Here is an 18,041-nt window from a genome sequence, read left to right on the forward strand (position 1 = left end):
GCTTTTAAAACGCACCTTCGGGTGCGTTTTTCATTGGGAAACGCTTTCCCGCTCGCCCGGCGCAACCAGCCGTTGCAGCAGCGGCTGGCGCTTCAACACCTCATCGCGGGGCCCCGCATCGAGCACTCTGCCGGCCTCCATCACCACCACGGTGTCGAAGCGGTCGAGCAGGCTCAGCCGATGGATCGAAGCAATGACACAGGCACGGGGGAATGCGTTCGCAATTCGTTCGAGCACGCGGGCTTCGGTGCCCGCGTCCAGCGCACTGGTGGGTTCGTCGAGGAGCAGCAGCGAACTGCCCTGGGCCGCGAGCACTCCACGCGCAAGGCAAAGGCGCTGGCGCTGGCCTCCGGACAGGTTGAACCCGCGTTCAGAAACCGGCGTGTCCAGGTCGCCGCTGGTGGCCTTCAGCACTTCGTCGAATGCGCTCGCGTGCAGGGCGGCGTTCAACGACTCATCGGTGAACGGGCGGCCGAACGAAAGGTTCTCGCGCACGCTGGCTTCGAACACTTCGGTTTCTTGCGGAATCAGCGTGGCAATGCGGCGCAGTTGGGCCCAATCCGCCTGCTGCCCGTCGATTGCCAGCGTGCCTCCGTGCGGCGCGTACAGGCCCGCGAGCACGCGCAGCAAGGTGCTCTTGCCGCCACCGCTCGGACCGACGAGCGCGATGCGTTCCCCGCGGCGAAGAGTCAGGGTGACGGCCTTGAGGCCGCCGCGAACGGGTTCTTCATCGGCCACGGCCACCGCGCCTCGCGGTGCGTAGTTCCACTGCAAGCCCTCGACCTGCAGCATTTGCCATGCGGCGTCGGGCTCGATGCGCTCGTGCTCGGGGACTTGATCGGGCGATGTTTCTTCCGCGCTGTTCATCGGCGCCTGCCAGATCGGTTCGGCGCTGCTGTAGTCGGTGTGCATGCGCGCGAAGAAAGAAAAATTGGCCGCGACCGATGTCACCACACCGGCGGCCTGCTGCGCATATTGGTAGATCATGAACACCGCTCCCAGCATCACCGCCTGCCCCGGGGTGCGCGCCTGCCACACATAGACCACCACCAGGCCCCAGGTCAGCGCCAGCCCCATCAGGTCGACTGCAAACCACTTGCCTTCGTTCAGAACGACTGTGCGTTTGAGGGGCAGCGATATCGCGGCCATGCGGCGGCGCAGCAGCAGGCGCGACGCACCCTGGAGGCGCAGGCCGATCACCGTCGAGGCATTGCCCAGAAAGTCGAGCAGGGCTGCCACATAGCGCCGGTCGGCGTCATTCTCGGCGCGGGCAAGGCGCATCAGCGCCTTGTCGATCTGAAGGATGACGATGGCGATGAGCACATAACCGCCCAGCGCCGTAACGCCGCTGGTGCGCGACAGCAGCGCAAGGGCGACCAACGGCCCGACGAAGTTCACTGCGTTGGTAAGCCAGATGAACTGGTTCTGCGCAAAGTCCGACAGTGCCCGGCTGGCTTGGTGCACGCGATGCTGCAACTCGCCCGAATGGTGGCTGTCATGCCAGACGAGCGGCGCAGCAGCAATGCGCGCGTAGAGTCGATCGGCCAAGGCCTCGCGCACCTTCACGCCCACGTTGCGCTCGAGGATGCGGCCAGGGCCGTGCAATGCCCAGGCGCCCACATATACGCCCGCCAGGGTGGCAATCCAGCGGCCTGCCGTGCCGAATTCGTTGCGCTGCAGGGCATTGATCGCCTGGCCTGCAAGGTAGGGCAGGGTGAGCCGAATCAACTGAGAAGCGCCGAGCAGGGCCGTGGCCCCCAGCAACTGCCCACGGGCACCCGCGGCAAAGTGCCAGAGCGCTGCGTAGAGTTCGCGGATGGCTGTGCCGGGGTTCTTGTTCATGCGCGGTGCTGCTCCTTTGATGAGACCTGTCGGTACATGCTGCATATCGTGGCACGGCTTCCGCAATGGCTTGAACCGCCCTCGGGTCGAAAGGTTTGCCAAAGTACTCAGATTCGCTGGCGCGAAACCTTTGCCAACAAGCCCGTGGGCCCGCCTGCTCCGAAACCAACGTAAATAAATCTCGTACAACCGCCCGCGGCGTAGCAGCTTTGCGACAAATCTGGGACAAAAGTAACCATCTGTATGGTTAAATCGCCCGAACTATCGCGAAGAGGACGAGGGATCTCCATGAAGCTGCTGCTGAGCGTCGTGTGCGCTGTTGTTGCATTGGCCGGGTGCGTCAGCACGCCGCCGACACCAACGGAGCCTGGAACAGGGTCGGGGCTCTCCTATGTGCCCATGGTGGCCATGGAAGGCGTCGACAAGACCCGATACGACAGCGACGTGGCCGATTGCCGCATCGCGGCGACGCGGATCACCGCGCGCAGCGAAACGGGCGATGCCATGTGGTTTGCGCTGGGCTTGGGGCTGATCACCGTACACGGCCAGGGCATCGTCGCTGCAGCAGCTCAAGGCGGCATTGCGGCCGCCATCATCGACATGTCGTACCGCCCTGATGCAGAGCTGATCGCCGAGCACCAGCAGACCGCCATCGTGCACTGCATGGCAAAGCGGGGCTACCGCAATCTCGACCCGAACGTGCGCGACTCTTTCTACGGCCACTCCTTCAATCCGGAAGTGGTGCTGGCGCCTCGCCGTACGGGTGTGGACACCTACAACGCCGAAGTCCTTGCCAAGGCTGGCCGATGCAGCATTCAGCCGCGTGCGGAACTGACGGCCAAGGGCCCCGGCTACGAAGCCTACAACGTGCCGTGCTCGAACGGCGCAACCTTGGCCGTGCGCTGCGAATTCGGCAAGTGCAGGGTGCTCGGCCAGTCGCCGGTCCGCCGCTCCTGATGCGGCCCGGCGTGCCTTTGGCGCGCATCGGCGGCAACGCTCACTTGATGATCATTCCCTTGAGCGCCGGATCCGCAGGCGGTGCCTTGAGCTTCATTTCCCGCAGGGTCTTCATGAGCAGCTTGGCAATCATCAGGTTGCGATGGCGCTTGTGGTTGGCGGGTATCACGTACCAGGGCGCGTGGTCCGTCGAAGTGGCACGCAGCGCCTTGTCGTAGGCCTGCTGGTAGGCGCTCCACTTGGTGCGCACTTCGAGGTCGCCCATGCTGAACTTCCATTGCTTGCCGGGTGTATCGATGCGCGCCTGAAGGCGCTCGCGCTGTTCGTCCTTGTCGATGTGCAGCATGCACTTGACCACCACCGTTCCTGTTTCTACCAGCAGGCGCTCGAAGTCGTTGATCTGTGCATAGCGCCGCTTGGCCTCGGCCTTGTCGATCCAGCCTTCGACCACCGGCACCAGCACGTCTTCGTAGTGGCTGCGGTTCCATACCGCGATCTCCCCATTGCGCGGCACAACCGCGTGGCAGCGCCAGAGGTAGTCGCGTGCGCGCTCGTCCTCAGTGGGCGCCTTGAACGCCGTAACGCGAACGCCGAGCGGCGAGGTGCGTGAAAAGACCCAGCGCACGGTGCCGTCCTTGCCGCTGGTGTCCATGCCTTGCAGCACCAGCAACACCTTGCGGCGGCCTTCCGCATGCAGCAGGTCTTGCATTTCGTCGAGTTCGGCCGCCAGCTCATCTATTTCGGCGATTTGCGCTGCTTCATTGCCTTCGAGAAACGGCGTTTCTCCAGGGCTCACCTGCGAGAGTTGGAAGCTGCTGCCGACGCGGTATTTTTTAAGGCTGGCCATGAACCGGAGCTCCGTGCAAAAACACGCAGCGTACGCGATCGGCCGGTCAGCGATCGTTCTCGTCGGGATCGATGGAGGCGCTCCAGCGGTTGTCCCAGTCGGCGTGGCGCGCCGCACCGTCGAGTTCGCGGCGGTCGCGCTTGGTGGGCCGTCCTTGTTCGATGGCCAGGGCCGGCTCGCTGCCCATGCGGCGTTGTTCGCGCGCGGCTGCCTGCGCGGCAATGCTCTCCGCCGTTTCTTCATAGAGCTGCTGCGCCACCGGCGCGGGGCCGCGCTGGCCGCTCAGGCCGCGCACCATGACCGTTCGCGTGACGGGGCCCAGCCGAATGGCCACGGTGTCGCCCGCCTTGACCTCGCGGGAGGCCTTTGCAACGTCGCCGTTCACTTGCACCCGGTTCTTGCCGATCTCTTCCGCAGCCAAAGACCGCGTCTTGAAGAAGCGGGCGGCCCAAAGCCATTTGTCGATGCGCAAGCGATCCATAGTCAAGAATTGTGGTGGTAGAGAGGGAGCCGCACGACAGCGTCGAGCCCGACCACCTGTGCGGAATTTTCCTGCACGCTGCGGTTGTCGAGGCTGATGCGCCCGCCGAGCGCCAGAACGATCTCACGGCAGATTGCCAGGCCCAATCCGGAGCCGCTGCCGGAGTCGCCGGCGGAGAAGGGCGCAAACAGGCGCTGGCGGAGGTCAGCAGAAATGCCGGGGCCCTCGTCGCGCACCGTCAGCACCGCTTCATCGCCCGTGGATTGCACCAGGACCGAAAGTGCGCCCCCGCGCGGGCTCTGCTTGATGGCGTTGTGCAACAGGTTGCGCGTGAGTTCCTGCAGCATCCAGCGGTGCGCGCGCACGGTGACGGGCTGGTCGACGGCCAGTTCGAAGTCGAGGGCCTTGTCGGCGATGAGCGGCGAGAGGTCGAGCGCAATCTGCCGCGCCACTTCGCCGAGTTCGAGCGGAACCGATTCCGGCTGCTGGCGCAACTGCTCCACCTTGGCAAGCGAGAGCATCTGGTTGGCGAGCGTCGTGGCGCGTTCCACGGTGTGGCTGATTTCGGCCAACGCCTGCTCGGGCCCTACGTCGCCGCGCCGCGCCGACTGCACCTGTGCCTTCAGCACGGCCAAGGGGGTGCGCAACTGATGAGCGCTGTCGCGGACAAAGCGTTTCTGGTGGTCGAGCAGGCGCTGCAGCCGGCCCATGACCTCGGTGGTGGCATCGACCAGCGGGCGCAGTTCGCGCGGCGCATCGGGCGCGTCGATCGGAGAAAAATCGTCGGCCGCGCGCTTCTCGATGGCTTCGCCAAGCTCCCGCACCGGCCGCGTGGCGCGCTGCACCACGAGCACGGTGACCAGTGCGATCACACCCATCAGCAGCAACTGTCGCCACAGCATGTCGATGAGCAGCTTGCGCACCAGCGTTTCGCGCAGTTCCAGCGTTTCGGCCACCTGCACCACGGCCATGCCGCGCCCTTTGCCGCTTGCCACCGGTTGCAGCAGCACGGCCACGCGAACCGGCTGGTCGCGAAAGCGCGCGTCGTAGAAGTCGACCAGTGCGGAATAGGCGCCCCGGTCGGGAATGCGGCCACGCCAGAACGGCAGCTCGGCAAAGCCCGAAACCATTTCGCCGTCGAGCGCGGAAACGCGATAGAAAAGCCGGCTGCGGTTGTCGGCCTCGAAGGCTTCCAGCGCGGAATAGGGAACGATGGCGCGCAGCCGGGCTGCTTCGTCGTAGCCCTCCACGTCGAGCTGCTCGCCGATGGTCTTCGCCGAAGCGAGCAGGGTACGGTCGTAGGCCGTGGTGGCCGCCGCCAGGCTCTGCCGGTACAGGCTCACGCTGTTGATCACAATGAACAGCGCCACCGGCGCGAGAATGCCGAACAGCAGCCTCGCGCGCAGCGACAAGGCCTTCTTCATGGTTCGGCGCGCAACAGGTAGCCCAGGCCGCGCAGCGTCATCAGCGCCGCGCCCGTGCCCGCGAGCTTCTTGCGAAGACGGTACACCACCACCTCCACGGCCTCGTACTGCACATCGGTTTCGCCCGGGAACACCAGTTCGAACAGGCGCTCCTTGCTGACGGCGTGGCCCGGTTTCATCATCAGCGCCTTGAGCAGAGCGAGCTCGCGCGGCGTGAGCTCCAGGATGCCGCCGCGGTGGTAAACGGCGCCGCTTTCGGGCTCGAAGCGCAGGCCGCCCACCTCCTGGGGGTTCAGGCCCACGTCGGGGCCGGCATTCTGGTGGCGCCGTCGGAGCGCCCGGATGCGCGCCTCGAGTTCATCCAGGTCGAAGGGCTTGGGCAGGTAGTCGTCGGCCCCGGCATTCAGGCCCATGATGCGGTCGCCCACCGTGCCCCGGGCAGTGAGCAGCAGCACGGGGGTGCGCAGCCCCGCGGCGCGGGCCTGGGCAAGCACCTGGAGGCCGTCGAGGTTGGGCAGGCTCAGGTCGAGCGCGACCACGTCGGGCTCCAGTTCGCGCCATTGCTCGACGGCCAGGGCGCCGTCGCCGCAAATGCGCACGTCGATCTTGCTGCGGGCGAGGGCGCGCTGCAGGGTGACCTGCATCGAGGGATCGTCTTCGACCAGCAGCAGCTTCATGGGGTGTGGTGGGGGAATGGTACTTCGGTGTTTTCCCCAGTCCGGCGGACAGCCAACTGACAGCGGGGCGGCGCATGATAGCGGCTCAGGTCCAAGTCAGGTTTTCTTTAGTTCTCAGGAGACAACGATGCGTCGCGACACCTTTTTGAAGTCATTGGCCGCGCTGGCCGCCGCCGGAGCCCTGCCGTTGTCGGCGCGCGCCGCTGCCAACGTCAAGATGATGATTCCAGCCAACCCGGGCGGTGGCTGGGACACAACGGGCCGCGCACTGGGCAAGGCACTGACCGACGCCAAGCTGGCCGATACGGTCACCTATGACAACAAGGGCGGCGCCGCGGGTGCACTGGGCCTGGCCCAGTTCGTGAACGGCTCCAAGGGCGACCCGAACGCGCTCATGGTGATGGGCTCCGTCATGCTCGGCGGCATCATCACCGGCAAGCCGCCGGTCAACCTGTCGCAGGCTACGCCGCTGGTCCGCACCACCACCGAATACAACGTGTTCGTGCTGCCGGCCAACTCGCCTTTCAAGACCATGAAGGACGTGGTCGAGCAGCTCAAGAAAGACCCGGGCAGCGTGAAGTGGGGCGGCGGTTCGCGCGGCTCCACCGAGCACATTGCCGCGGCCATGATCGCTCAGAAAGTCGGCGCCGATCCGTCCAAGATCAACTACGTTGCCTTCCGTGGAGGCGGTGAGGCCACCGCGGCAATCCTGGGCGGCAACGTCACCGTTGGCGGCAGCGGCTACAGCGAATTTGCCGAGTACATTGCCGCCGGCAAGATGAAGCCCATCGCCGTCACCTCTGCCCAGCGCCTGCCGGGCATCAACGTGCCCACGCTCAAGGAGCAGGGCATCGACGTCGAGATCGGCAACTGGCGCGGCGTATATGGCGCCCCCGGCATCACCGCCGAGCAGCGCAAGGCGCTGACCGACATGGTGCTGGCCGCGCTCAAGAGCCCGTCGTGGGCCGAGTCGCTCAAGAAGAACGACTGGACGCCGGCCGTGCTGTCTGGCGATGCTTTCGCCAAGTTCGTGGACGACGACTTTGCCAGCCTGCGCGCCATCATGGCCAAGTCCGGAATGATCTGAACCTGGCCCGCCGCCAGTCTTCGCGCACTTCGGAGATCGGCGGCTCTTTCGACAGTGGGGCCCTTCAACGGGCCCCATTCCTTTCCCTGACTGCGGGAGAAAAAATGACAACTCCAGAATCCTCGGTCTCGCCGCAACCGGCGGCCACTTGGCCGCAAACCCTGGTCGGCGCCGGCGTGCTGCTGACCGGCCTGGCGCTGGCTTTCGGCGCCATCGGCATTTCTTCAGAAGCCGGCTATGGCGGCGTCGGCCCCAACTTTCTGCCCTGGCTGGTGTCCGGTGTGCTCACCTTGTGCGGCGCCTGGATTCTTTGGGAGGCGCGTACCGGCGGTTTCCGTGAACTCGACGCGCCCTCCGGCGCAGAGCATGCCTATTGGCCGGGCTTCGTCTGGGTCTCGGCCGGCCTGCTGCTCAATGCAGCGCTCATCACCACGCTCGGCTTCATCCTGAGCTGCATGCTGTGCTATGTGCTCGCAGTGCAGGGCCTGCGCCGTGCAAGCGGGCAGGCTTCAGCCAGCCTGCCGCGCACCTGGGCCATCGACCTGCTGACGGGCGCGCTCATTTCGGCGCCCGTTTTCTGGATGTTCACGAAGTTCCTGGCCATCAACCTGCCGGGCCTTACAACGACCGGGTGGCTCTGACATGGAAATCTTCAACGCACTCATGGCGGGTTTCGCCGCGGCGATCACCCCCGTCAATCTGCTCTGGTGCCTGGTGGGCTGTGCATTGGGCACGGCCGTCGGTGTGCTGCCGGGCATTGGCCCGGCCGTGGCAGTGGCCATGCTGCTGCCGATCACCGGCAAGGTCGACATCACCGCTTCGATGATCTTTTTCTCGGGCATTTACTACGGCGCCATGTACGGCGGCTCGACCACGTCGATCCTGCTCAACACGCCGGGTGAAACAGCGAGCATGGTCACGGCGATGGAGGGCAACAAGATGGCCAAGAGCGGGCGCGCTGGCGCGGCGCTCGCCACCGCCGCCATCGGCTCCTTCGTTGCAGGCACCATCGCCACGGTCATCGTTACGTTGTTTGCACCGTTCGTCGCCGAGTTCGCGGTCAAGCTTGGGCCGCCCGAGTATTTCTTGCTGATGCTGCTGGCCTTCACCACGGTGAGCGCGGTGCTCGGCAAAAGCACGCTGCGCGGCATGACGGCCCTGTTCATCGGCCTTGCGGCAGGCTGTATCGGCCTGGACCAGATCTCGGGCCAGGGCCGCTACACCGGCGGTATTCCCGAGCTGCTCGACGGCATCGAGATTGTGCTGGTGGCCGTGGGCCTGTTCGCGGTGGCCGAGGTTTTGTATGCCGTGCTCTACGAGGGCAAGGTGGTCGAAGCCCAGAACAAGCTGACCCGCGTGCACATGAGTGCTCGCGACTGGAAGCGCTCGATTCCAGCATGGCTGCGCGGCACCGCAATCGGCACGCCGTTCGGCTGCATTCCGGCCGGCGGCACGGAGATTCCGACGTTCTTGAGCTACGCGACGGAAAAGAAGCTGGCCAAGGACGCGGATGCCAAGGCCGAGTTCGGCACCAAGGGCGCCATCGAAGGCGTGGCCGGCCCCGAGGCCGCCAACAACGCCACGGTAACGGCGGCGCTGATTCCGCTGCTGACGCTGGGCATTCCGACATCGAACACCACCGCAATCTTGCTGGGTGCGTTCCAGAACTACGGCATTCAGCCTGGGCCGCAACTGTTCACCACGTCGGCCGCGCTGGTGTGGGCGCTGATCGCCTCGCTGTACATCGGCAACGTGATGCTGCTGGTGCTCAATCTGCCGATGGTCGGCCTGTGGGTCAAGCTGCTGAAGATTCCCAAGCCGCAGCTCTACGCGGGCATCCTGATCTTCGCGACGGTGGGTGCCTACGGAATGCGCCAGAGCGCGTTCGACCTGTTCCTGCTGTACGGCATCGGCCTGCTCGGCGTGGTGATGCGGCGCTTCGACTTTCCGACCGCTCCCGTGGTGGTCGGCATGATTCTTGGGCCGCTTGCGGAAGCGCAACTGCGCAACGCCATGTCGATTGGCGAAGGCAGTGCCTCGGTGTTCTTCCAGCGGCCGATGTCGATTGCGCTGGTGGTCATCATCGTGGCTGTGCTGGTGTTGCCGCGCGTTGCCAAGCGGATGAGTGATCGGAAGCTGGCTCGGCTGGCGGCCCAGTAACTTCCTTTGCCTCGTTAACGCGGGCGCTGATCGTGCGGGGGCACTCTTCGGGGGGCGCACCCGCCGACGGGGTACCTTACTCCGCGAATGTCCCCCGGCCTGCGGCCTCCTCCTTTATTTCGCTGCGCAAGGCACCCCATCGACGGGCGCGTTGCAAAGAGCGGTCGTTGATCAGCGGAGCACCCGGTGGCCTTTGCACACGCCCTAAACGGCAACTCCGCATCAACACCGTTGAAAGCCAAAGCGCCCTCTCCAGTAACCGAAGAGGGCGCAGCGCATTCAAGTCCGTGGCGCCTCGACCAGGTCATCATCGATGTGCGGATCAGCCGGCTGCCCCCGCAACTTGCGCACAGTTCGCCGAATCCAGTGCTCGATGTCGTCCACATAAGTGAACACAGCCGGCACCACCAGCAAACTCAGAACGGTAGAGGTAATCAGCCCCCCGATCACCGCCATTGCCATTGGCGAGCGGAAACTCGAGTCGGCCGCGCCCAGGCCCACCGCAATCGGCAACATGCCCGCGCCCATGGCCAGCGTGGTCATGATGATGGGCCGCGCGCGCTTGTGGCACGCATCGCGCAATGCATCCCAGCGGCTCATGCCGTGATCGCGCCGCGCCACGATGGCGTATTCGACCAGCAGGATCGAGTTTTTGGTCGCGATGCCCATCAGCATGATCAACCCGATCAGCGACGGCATCGAAAGCGCCTTCTGCCCGATCAGCAGGCCCACGAATGCGCCACCCAGCGCCAACGGCAGTGCGCAAAGAATCGTCACCGGATGCAGGAAGTCCTTGAAGAGAAGCACCAGCACGATGTAGATGCACAGCACGCCCGTGAGCATTGCAAGGCCAAAGCTCGCGAACAGCTCGGTCATCACTTCCGCGTCGCCGATCTCCGTGACGCGCACGCCGGGTGGCAGCTTCTGCATCGACGGGAGCGAGGTGACTGCGGCCTTTGCATCGCCGAGGCCAACGCCCGAGAGCTCGATTTCGAAGTTGACGTTGCGCGAGCGGTCGTAGCGGTCGATGACTGCAGGGCCGCCTTCCATGGTCAATGAAGCCACCTGGCTCAGCATGACCGGGCCACGGGCACCGGGCACCGAAAGGCGGCCGAGCAGATCCAGGTTCTGGCGCGCCGAATCTTCGAGCTTCACCACGATGGGCACCTGCCGCTGCGCGAGGTTGAGCTTGGCCAGCGCCTGGTCGTAGTCGCCCAGCGTAGCTACGCGCAAGGTCTCGGCAATGGCGGAACTTGTCACGCCAAGATCTGCGGCGCGCGCGAAGTCGGGGCGCACCGCAATCTCGGGGCGAATCAGGCTGGCGGTGGAGGTGATGTTGCCAAGGCCGGGCACCGTGCGCAGGTCTTTCTCGACTGCGCTGGCTGCGCTGGCCAGGGCCGCAGGGTCTTCACCGGTAAGCGCAAGGATGTACTTTTCGCCCGAACCGCCGAGACCCACCGTGCTGCGCACGCCGGGCAGCGTTTCGAGCGCGGCGCGGATCTGGTTTTCGATCACCTGCTTGCGTGGCCGGTCACCGCGGTCATCCAGCTTGATGGTGAGCGTGGCCTTGCGCGTTTCGGGCGTTCCAAAGTTGGCGAACGGGTCGCCGCCCGCGCTGCCGCCCGCAACTGTGGTGTAGACGCTCTTCACGTGCTGGATCTTCATCACGCGGTTTCGCGTTTCTTCCGCGGCCGCGGTGGTCTGCGCCAGCGTGGAACCGGGCGCAAGCGAAAGATAGATCTGCGTCTGCGAGTTGTCGTCCGGCGGAATGAAGCCGGTCTTCAGCAGCGGGATCATCGCCAGCGAACCGAAGAAGAAGAGGGTGGCGAACACCATCGTCTTGAAGCGATGGTGCGTGCTCCATTCCACCGCGCGCATGTAGGCCGTGAGCCAGCGCGGTTCTTTCTCGGCGCCGACCACCGGCTTCAGGATGTAGGCCGCCATCATCGGCGTGAGCACCCGGGCGACCACCAGCGACGCAAACACCGCCAGCGAAGCCGTCCAACCGAACTGCTTGAAGAACTTGCCCGCCACGCCGCTCATGAAGGCCGTGGGCAGGAACACCGCAATCAGCGTGAACGTGGTGGCGATCACCGCCAGGCCAATTTCGTCGGCGGCCTCCATTGCGGCCTCATATGGCGTCTTGCCCATGCGCAAGTGGCGCACGATGTTTTCCACCTCCACGATGGCGTCGTCCACCAATATGCCGACCACCAGCGAAAGCGCGAGCAGCGAAATGACATTGACCGAAAAGCCCAGCAGGTGCATGCCGATGAAGGCCGGAATCACGGACATGGGCAACGCCACGGCCGAGACGAAAGTAGCCCGCCAGTCGCGCAGGAACAGCCACACCACGATCACGGCAAGAATTGCGCCTTCGTACAGCAGGTGCAGCGAGCCGTCGTATTCTTCCTCGACGGGGTCGACAAAGTTGAAGGCTTCGGTCAGCTCGATGTCGGGGCGCTGCACGCGCAAATCGGCCAGGGCCTTCTGGATGGCGCGGCCTACTTCGACTTCGCTGGCGCCGCGGCTGCGGGCCACTTCGAAGCCGACCACAGGCTTGCCGTTGAGCAGCGCCGCGGCGCGCGGCTCGGCAATGGTGTCGCTGATGCGCGCCACCTGGTCGAGCCGGATGCGGCGGCCGTCCGAAAGTGCAATCTGCATATCGGCAAGCTGGTCGGCGGACTGCACCGTGGCCATGGTGCGCACCGGCTGTTCGCTGCCACCCAGATCGATGCGGCCACCCGCGCTTTCGGTTTGCACCTGGCGCAGCTGGCGCGAGATGTCGGCCGCCGAAGCACCCAGCGCCTGCAGCTTGGCGGGGTCCAGGTCGACATGCACCTGCCGCGTAACGCCGCCCACGCGATTGACCGCGCCCACTCCGGGCAGCGCGAGCAGCTTCTTGGTGATGTCGTTGTCCACGTACCAGCTGAGCGCCTCGATGTCCATGCGCGACGAGGCGATGGTGAAGGCCAGCACCGGCTGGGCGGCAAAGTCGAGCTTGGTGACCACCGGGTCGCGCACGTCGGCCGGCAGGTCGGCGCGCACGCGCTGCACCGCGGAGCGCACGTCGTCCACGGCCTCTTGCACCGGCTTCTCGAGGCGGAACTCGACGATGAGCGTGGCGGCACCGTCTTGCACCTTGGTCGTGATGTGCTTCAGGCCCTGCACCGTGGCAATGGAGTTCTCGAGCTTGCGCGCAACGTCGGTTTCAAGCTGGGAGGGCGCCGCGCCGGGCAGCGATGCCGAGACCGTGACGGTCGGCAGGTCGATGTCCGGAAAGTTCTGCACCTTCATTGCATTGAACGACAGCAGCCCACCGAAGGTGAGCAGCACGAACAGCATTACCGCCGGAATCGGGTTGCGGATGGACCATGCGGAAACGTTCATGGGCGTGCCTTTGTTTCGTTGGCGCCCGGGTTGCCCGCGGAGGCCGATGCGGCCGGTGCCGGCGATGGGGCGGGCTGGGAGCCGGCCGCTGCCGGTGCGGGCGCCGCCACAATGCGCACCAGGTCGCCGTCGTTCAGGAAGCCCGCGCCTTGCACCACGATCTGCGCGCCCTCGGGCAGGGCGCTGGTTATTTCGACGCGCTCGCCGACCCGGCGGCCGGTCTGCACCTTGAGCTGTGCCACGCGGTTGTCGGGCAGCAGCATGAAGACGTTGTTGAAGCCGTCGCGCGGAACGATGGAGCTCTGCGGCACGGTCGGTGCCGTGCTGCGACCGAGCTCGAAGTCGCCGCGCGCGAACATGCCGGCCTTGATGCCGGTGTTCTGCTGCACGTTCGGCAGGTCGACATAGACGAGTGCCGCGCGCGTCTGCGGATCGACCGTGGGCGCAATGCTGCGCACCTTGCCGCGCACCTGTGCGCCGCTTGCGCTGACAACGAAGGCGGTGGTGCCCACCGCAATGCGGCTGAGCTCGGCCGAGGTAACCTCGGCGCGCCATTCGAGCCGGCCCTGGCGGATCAGCCGGAACAGCTCGGTGCCTGCGGCAACCACGCTGCCGACCGTGGCGGTACGCGATGAAATCACGCCGTCGTCGGGCGCCAGCACCTGTGTGTTGCGGCCGCGTACTTCCTGCGCGGCAAGCACCGCCTCGGCGGCTTCGACGCGTGCCTTGGCGGTCTGCTCGGCCGTTTGGTACTGGTTGATCTGCTGCTGGCTCAGGGCACCCGTGGCTTGCAGCGTGCGGGCGCGCGCGGCGTTGCCCGCGGCATCGGCCGCGGTGGCCTTGGCTTCCGCAAGCGAGGCGCGCGATTGCGCGATGTCGGCACGCACGGTTTCCGGCGAGAAAACGGCCAGCACCTGGCCCTTCTTCACCACGTCGCCCACGTTCACGCGAACCTCTGCCAGCTTGAGTCCGCTCGATTCAGAGCCCACGCTGGCTTCTTGCCAGGCAGCCACGTTGCCGTTGGCCGCCAGGGTGAGCGTGAGCTCCGTGGGCTCGGGCTTGGCGACAGTTACCGTCAAGGTCGGCCGTGGCGGCGCGGCGCCGTCCTTGCCCTTGGCGGCCGCGGGCGCGGCGCCGGGCTCGCTTGCCGGCTTGCTGCGCGTCAGCCACAAGGCCGCGGCAACCACGATGACGAGCGCCAGCAGCGCAATGACGAGGGTAGAGCGTTTGATTCTTTTCATGGCGACGTCGCGACCTTGGCGGTCGGGTTGGAGGTCATAGAGGGCGATTCGGGACGGGCCCATCCGCCGCCCATCGAGCGGTAGAGCGCAACCCAGGCTTCGGTGCGCTCGCGTTGCAGCGAGACGCGCGCGGTTTGCGCTGCGAAGAGCGTGCGGCGCGAATCCTCGAGTTCGAACAGGCTGGCCAGGCCGCTCTGGTAGCGCGCCTGCGTGGCGTCGAACGAGGCCTGGTAGTTCTGCACGGCCGTGTCGGCATCGGTGGCGCGTGCGTTGGTGCTGTCGAGGTTGACCAGGGCTTCTTCCACCTCGCGCACGGCCTGGCGCACGTTGGCGCGGTAGAGCGACACGGCCTCGGTGTAGCGCGCCTTCGCCGCTTCGGCGTTAGCGGCGCGCGTGCCGCCGTCGAACAGGGGTACCGTCAGCGCCACCGGCCCGATCGTCCATGTGTCGAGCGATTCGCGGAAGCCGCTGGTGCGAATCTGCAGGCGGCCGATGGAGCCCGAGAGCGACAGGCGCGGATAGCGCGCGGCCTCGGCCGAGCCCACTTCGGCGCTAGCGGCGGCTACGCCAAGTTCGGCGGAATACACATCGGGCCGCTGCGAGATGGCCTGTGCCGGCACGCTGGCAATGCCGCCCACCGCCGGCAGCGGGCGCTGCGCCGGCGAGGCCGCGAGCTTTTGCTCCAGCGTTGTTTCGTCGATACCGCTGAGCGCAACGAGTGCCTTGCGCTGCACGGCGCACAGGGCGCGCTGCTGGGTCAGGCGGCCCGAGGCATCGGATGCGCTGGCGCGTGCAAGCGCCGCATCGGCCGGCGCGGTAAAGCCGGCGCGTGCCGAAAGGTCAGTGAGCCGTGCGGTCTCGCTGCGAGAGCGGGCATCGGATTCGGACACGCGCAGTTGCTGCTGGCAGGCGCGCTCTGCGAAATACGCGTTGGCGGTTTCGGCCGCCACGGCAACGCGCGCGTCATGCCACTTGGCATCGGCGCTCTCCTGCCGGTTGCGTGCTGCGTCGCGGTCGGCGCGCAGCCGGCCGAACAGGTCGATTTCCCACTGCGACTGAAGGCCCGCCTGCAGGGTGGTCACCGGCGCAAGTGCGGTGGCACCGCCGCTGCCCGACGAGGCGCCTGAAGCTCCCGAGCCAAGCGAAGAGCCCGAGACGCCGCGGCTGGCCGACAGCGTGCCATCGAGGTTGGGCAGCAGCGCTGCACCCGCTGCAATGCGGGTGGAGCGGGCCTCGGCCACCCGCGCCGCGGCGCTCGCCACGTTGGGGCTCGCGGCTTCGGCTGCGGCGATGAGTTCGACCAGCAGCGGGTCGTCCAGCCGGCGCCACCAGTCGGCCAACGATGCGAGCGAGCCGCCGTGCGGCAGCGGCGCGTGCCACTGCGCTGGCATCGGCGCCTCGACGGCGGCGGGCGGCCTCATGAACCCGCAGCCGGTAAGGCCCAGCCCTAAACCGAGCGGCAGGCACAGCGTGTAGATCAATCGAAGTCTTCTCATGTCTTCTTTCTCCCGGATCGGACTGGTGCGGCCGCGGACTTGGCAGCGGCCTGGCGGCGCAGGGCTTCGGCATCAACCAATGCAAGGGCATAGCCGGTGAGGCGCTGGGCCCAGGTGTCGACGCTGCGCGGCGTGTTCAGCAAAGAGGGGCGTATGGCCTCTACGAGGTCCTGGCTCACGAAGAGCTGCATCGCAAGGCCGGTGATGGCGAAGGTCAGCCGATGCACGTCGTCGTCTGGCCGCGGCAGGCCGAGCCGGCGGCACAGAATGCCGGCAATGGCCTTGTGCGGCGCCTTGATGTCGCGCTCCATTTCTTCGGCCCACTGGCTGGTCGGCTCAAGCATTTCGCGCAGGTGCAGCTGGATGCACTGCCGCACGATCTCGCCTTGCTTGAGCGGCTCGATCATGTGGGTGAAGAACACGCGCAGCGCTTCTTCAATCGGCATGTCGGGTGCGTCGTACAGCTGGACGAAGTCTCCGGCGTTGCCGCCCATCGGCTCGCCGAAGCTCGCGGCATACAAGCCGGCCTTGTCCCCGAAGTAGTAGCTGATGGCCGAGATGTTCACGCCTGCCGTGCGCGCAATTTCGCGTGTGGAGGTCTTGGCGTAGCCGTTGGCTGCAAAGAGCGAGAGCGCGGCATACAGAAGACGCTGGCGCGCTTCAACGCCGTCGCTTCGGGGGGCGCGGGCAGAAATAGCTTGAAGGGCGGGGGCGCTCATGCCCGCGATTACACCACGCAGGCAATCAAACGATTGATTTACTTAAGGCCGGATGAGGGCTTTAGTCGCACTCATCGGCTGAATGTGAATTCTGGACAATCCCCGAGCCGCATTGATGCCGGATTTGTTGCGGATTGATGCACGCTACGATCCGCCCATGTCCGCCGCTCCGCCCGTTTCCGCAACCTCCGCCTTGCCCCTCGATGCAGAGGGCATCCTCGCGCTGGCCGCGCGCTCCATGTTTCATCTGTTCTCGAGCATCAGCCAGGGCATGTTCCTTGTCGACCGCAGCGGGCGCATCGTGTGGGTGAACGAAGGCTACCGGCGCTTCTTGCCCGCGCTCGGTTTTTCTTCGATCGACCAGTTCATGGGGCACATGGTCGAAGACGTCATTCCCAACACGCAGATGCGGCGTGTGCTTGAAACCGGCGAGCCGATACTGGTCGACTTGCTCACCAACAAAGCTGGTACTTTTGTTGTCAGCCGCATTCCGTCGCGTGCCGAGCACGACGAGCGAGAGGGCGCAGCGGGAGAGGTTATCGGCGCCATCGGCATCGTGCTGTTCGACCAGCCCGAAACCACGCTGCAGCCGCTCATCAGCAAGTTTGCCCTGCTGCAGCGCGATCTCGACGATGCGCGGCGCGAACTGGCCAGCCAGCGCAACAACCCGCTCTACCTGCATGCGGCCGACGGCCAGCGGCGCTCCAAATACACCTTTGCGAGCTTTATCGGCAGCAGCCCTGCAGCGGTCGAAGTAAAGCGCCATGCACGCCGCGCCGCGCAGTCGACCAGTCCGGTGCTGCTGCTCGGCGAAACCGGCACCGGCAAGGAACTGCTCGCGCATGCGATTCACGCGTCTTCGGCGCGGGCCAAGGGGCAGTTCGTCAGCGTCAACATTGCGGCCGTGCCCGACACGCTGCTGGAGGCCGAATTCTTCGGCTTTGCACCCGGCGCCTTCACCGGCGCCGACCGGCGCGGGCGCGAAGGCAAGTTCAAGCTGGCCGATGGCGGCAGCCTTTTCCTCGACGAGATCGGCGACATGCCGCTCGGCCTGCAGGCCAAGCTGCTCCGTGCGCTGCAAGAGGGCGAGATCGAGCCGCTCGGCTCCAACAAGCTCGTGCCCTTCGATGCGCGTGTGATCGGCGCCACCTCGCGCGACCTGCCCGAGCTGGTGCGCCGCGGTCAGTTTCGCGAAGACCTGTACTACCGCCTCAACGTGCTGCCATTGCGCGTGCCGCCGCTGCGCGAGCGGCGCAGCGACATACCGGCGCTGGTCGAAGCCCTGGGCGAAGACATGGCGCTGCGCAGCGGCGAGGCGCCGCCAGAACTCACGCCCGATGCGCTGGCGCTGCTTGCAGGGCAGCATTGGCGCGGAAACATCCGCGAGCTGCGCAATGTGCTGGAGCAAGTGACCATGCGCAGCGATTCACAGCGCATCGACGCGGCGCAACTCGAGCGCATCTTGCGCGAAGCGGGGCTCGAGCAGATTGCCCCACCCGAGTTGCCGCAAGCAGGCGGCGATGCCGACGAGAAAGCCGCATTGCTGCGGCCACTCGCTCAGCAGGTGGCAGAACTTGAACGGCGCGCCATCGCCGCGGCAATGGCGGCAACTGGCGGCAACAAGCTTGCCACGTCGCGGTTGCTGGGTATTTCGCGGGCGACGCTGTACGAGCGTATGACAAACACGGATCGCGCGGCCTGAAATGCGGAGGCCACCCTT

14 protein-coding genes are annotated in these 18,041 nt (G+C 66.0%); 5 read left to right on the forward strand and 9 right to left on the reverse strand.

The features are described 5' to 3' along the window. Nucleotides 1–30: 30 nt before the first annotated feature. Entirely contained in the window at nucleotides 31–1,842 is a 1,812-nt protein-coding gene (locus tag J2X67_RS09320; RefSeq protein ID WP_309952424.1) for an ABC transporter ATP-binding protein, read from the reverse strand. 288 nt (nucleotides 1,843–2,130) lie between these two features. Between J2X67_RS09320 and J2X67_RS09325 the strand changes: the two genes are divergently transcribed. Beyond that, the gene (locus tag J2X67_RS09325) at nucleotides 2,131–2,799 is read left to right on the forward strand and encodes a hypothetical protein (protein WP_309952425.1); all 669 of its coding nucleotides are present in this window, start codon (nucleotides 2,131–2,133) and stop codon (nucleotides 2,797–2,799) included. A 40-nt stretch (nucleotides 2,800–2,839) separates the two neighbouring features. Here J2X67_RS09325 and J2X67_RS09330 read toward each other — a convergent pair whose 3' ends face one another. From J2X67_RS09330 to J2X67_RS09345, 4 genes are read right to left on the reverse strand one after another with little or no spacing between them, the layout of a single operon-like run. Beyond that, nucleotides 2,840–3,646 (reverse strand): PPK2 family polyphosphate kinase, encoded by an 807-nt coding sequence (locus J2X67_RS09330; RefSeq protein ID WP_309952426.1) that lies wholly within the window; start codon nucleotides 3,644–3,646, stop codon nucleotides 2,840–2,842. Nucleotides 3,647–3,692: 46 nt separating this feature from the next. Continuing rightward, complete coding sequence (locus tag J2X67_RS09335) at nucleotides 3,693–4,127, reverse strand: RNA-binding S4 domain-containing protein (protein WP_309952427.1); 435 nt, start codon at nucleotides 4,125–4,127, stop codon at nucleotides 3,693–3,695. Between the two features lie 2 nt (nucleotides 4,128–4,129). Continuing rightward, nucleotides 4,130–5,551: a sensor histidine kinase N-terminal domain-containing protein gene (locus J2X67_RS09340; RefSeq protein ID WP_309952428.1), complete on the reverse strand. Its 1,422-nt coding sequence runs from the start codon at nucleotides 5,549–5,551 to the stop codon at nucleotides 4,130–4,132. Next, nucleotides 5,548–6,228, reverse strand: a complete 681-nt coding sequence (locus J2X67_RS09345) for a response regulator transcription factor (RefSeq protein ID WP_126749534.1) — start codon at nucleotides 6,226–6,228, stop codon at nucleotides 5,548–5,550. Before J2X67_RS09345 ends, J2X67_RS09340 begins: the two co-directional genes overlap by 4 nt. Nucleotides 6,229–6,355: 127 nt before the next feature. Between J2X67_RS09345 and J2X67_RS09350 the strand changes: the two genes are divergently transcribed. From J2X67_RS09350 to J2X67_RS09360, 3 genes are all read left to right on the forward strand, one after another. Continuing rightward, nucleotides 6,356–7,315: a tripartite tricarboxylate transporter substrate binding protein gene (locus J2X67_RS09350; protein ID WP_309952430.1), complete on the forward strand. Its 960-nt coding sequence runs from the start codon at nucleotides 6,356–6,358 to the stop codon at nucleotides 7,313–7,315. Nucleotides 7,316–7,419: 104 nt separating this feature from the next. Then, a complete protein-coding gene (locus tag J2X67_RS09355; RefSeq protein WP_309952431.1) occupies nucleotides 7,420–7,956 on the forward strand; it encodes a tripartite tricarboxylate transporter TctB family protein in 537 nt (178 codons plus the stop codon). 1 nt (nucleotide 7,957) lies between these two features. After that, nucleotides 7,958–9,475 (forward strand): tripartite tricarboxylate transporter permease, encoded by a 1,518-nt coding sequence (locus J2X67_RS09360; RefSeq protein ID WP_281148387.1) that lies wholly within the window; start codon nucleotides 7,958–7,960, stop codon nucleotides 9,473–9,475. A 279-nt stretch (nucleotides 9,476–9,754) separates the two neighbouring features. On the opposite strand, the gene J2X67_RS09365 is transcribed toward J2X67_RS09360, so the two are convergent. The 4 genes from J2X67_RS09365 to J2X67_RS09380 are packed head-to-tail and all read right to left on the reverse strand — an operon-like array spanning nucleotide 9,755 to nucleotide 16,321. Next, on the reverse strand, nucleotides 9,755–12,865 hold the full coding sequence (locus tag J2X67_RS09365) for an efflux RND transporter permease subunit (protein WP_281151196.1): 3,111 nt from the start codon (nucleotides 12,863–12,865) through the stop codon (nucleotides 9,755–9,757). Next, entirely contained in the window at nucleotides 12,862–14,106 is a 1,245-nt protein-coding gene (locus tag J2X67_RS09370; RefSeq protein ID WP_309952433.1) for an efflux RND transporter periplasmic adaptor subunit, read from the reverse strand. Before J2X67_RS09370 ends, J2X67_RS09365 begins: the two co-directional genes overlap by 4 nt. Further along, nucleotides 14,103–15,602 carry an efflux transporter outer membrane subunit gene (locus J2X67_RS09375; protein ID WP_309952434.1) on the reverse strand — a complete coding sequence of 500 codons (1,500 nt, stop codon included), beginning with the start codon at nucleotides 15,600–15,602 and terminating at the stop codon, nucleotides 14,103–14,105. The genes J2X67_RS09370 and J2X67_RS09375 overlap by 4 nt, the downstream gene beginning before the upstream one ends. Continuing rightward, on the reverse strand, nucleotides 15,599–16,321 hold the full coding sequence (locus J2X67_RS09380; RefSeq protein WP_309952436.1) for a CerR family C-terminal domain-containing protein: 723 nt from the start codon (nucleotides 16,319–16,321) through the stop codon (nucleotides 15,599–15,601). The genes J2X67_RS09375 and J2X67_RS09380 overlap by 4 nt, the downstream gene beginning before the upstream one ends. A gap of 157 nt (nucleotides 16,322–16,478) precedes the next feature. Here J2X67_RS09380 and J2X67_RS09385 point away from each other — a divergent pair, with 157 nt between their 5' ends. After that, on the forward strand, nucleotides 16,479–18,023 hold the full coding sequence (locus tag J2X67_RS09385) for a sigma 54-interacting transcriptional regulator (RefSeq protein ID WP_309952437.1): 1,545 nt from the start codon (nucleotides 16,479–16,481) through the stop codon (nucleotides 18,021–18,023). The last annotated feature ends 18 nt before the right edge of the window (nucleotides 18,024–18,041 follow it).

The organism is Variovorax sp. 3319 (assembly GCF_031456585.1).
GTDB lineage: Bacteria > Pseudomonadota > Gammaproteobacteria > Burkholderiales > Burkholderiaceae_C > Variovorax > Variovorax paradoxus_P.

What these genes read in the sequence shown, in the direction of transcription:
- J2X67_RS09320 (WP_309952424.1), bottom strand. Translation starts at nt 1,842, where the DNA reads ATGAACAAGAACCCCGGCACAGCCATCCGCGAACTCTACGCAGCGCTC.
- J2X67_RS09325 (WP_309952425.1), top strand. Translation starts at nt 2,131, where the DNA reads ATGAAGCTGCTGCTGAGCGTCGTGTGCGCTGTTGTTGCATTGGCCGGG.
- J2X67_RS09330 (WP_309952426.1), bottom strand. Translation starts at nt 3,646, where the DNA reads ATGGCCAGCCTTAAAAAATACCGCGTCGGCAGCAGCTTCCAACTCTCG.
- J2X67_RS09335 (WP_309952427.1), bottom strand. Translation starts at nt 4,127, where the DNA reads ATGGATCGCTTGCGCATCGACAAATGGCTTTGGGCCGCCCGCTTCTTC.
- J2X67_RS09340 (WP_309952428.1), bottom strand. Translation starts at nt 5,551, where the DNA reads ATGAAGAAGGCCTTGTCGCTGCGCGCGAGGCTGCTGTTCGGCATTCTC.
- J2X67_RS09345 (WP_126749534.1), bottom strand. Translation starts at nt 6,228, where the DNA reads ATGAAGCTGCTGCTGGTCGAAGACGATCCCTCGATGCAGGTCACCCTG.
- J2X67_RS09350 (WP_309952430.1), top strand. Translation starts at nt 6,356, where the DNA reads ATGCGTCGCGACACCTTTTTGAAGTCATTGGCCGCGCTGGCCGCCGCC.
- J2X67_RS09355 (WP_309952431.1), top strand. Translation starts at nt 7,420, where the DNA reads ATGACAACTCCAGAATCCTCGGTCTCGCCGCAACCGGCGGCCACTTGG.
- J2X67_RS09360 (WP_281148387.1), top strand. Translation starts at nt 7,958, where the DNA reads ATGGAAATCTTCAACGCACTCATGGCGGGTTTCGCCGCGGCGATCACC.
- J2X67_RS09365 (WP_281151196.1), bottom strand. Translation starts at nt 12,865, where the DNA reads ATGAACGTTTCCGCATGGTCCATCCGCAACCCGATTCCGGCGGTAATG.
- J2X67_RS09370 (WP_309952433.1), bottom strand. Translation starts at nt 14,106, where the DNA reads ATGAAAAGAATCAAACGCTCTACCCTCGTCATTGCGCTGCTGGCGCTC.
- J2X67_RS09375 (WP_309952434.1), bottom strand. Translation starts at nt 15,602, where the DNA reads ATGAGAAGACTTCGATTGATCTACACGCTGTGCCTGCCGCTCGGTTTA.
- J2X67_RS09380 (WP_309952436.1), bottom strand. Translation starts at nt 16,321, where the DNA reads ATGAGCGCCCCCGCCCTTCAAGCTATTTCTGCCCGCGCCCCCCGAAGC.
- J2X67_RS09385 (WP_309952437.1), top strand. Translation starts at nt 16,479, where the DNA reads ATGTCCGCCGCTCCGCCCGTTTCCGCAACCTCCGCCTTGCCCCTCGAT.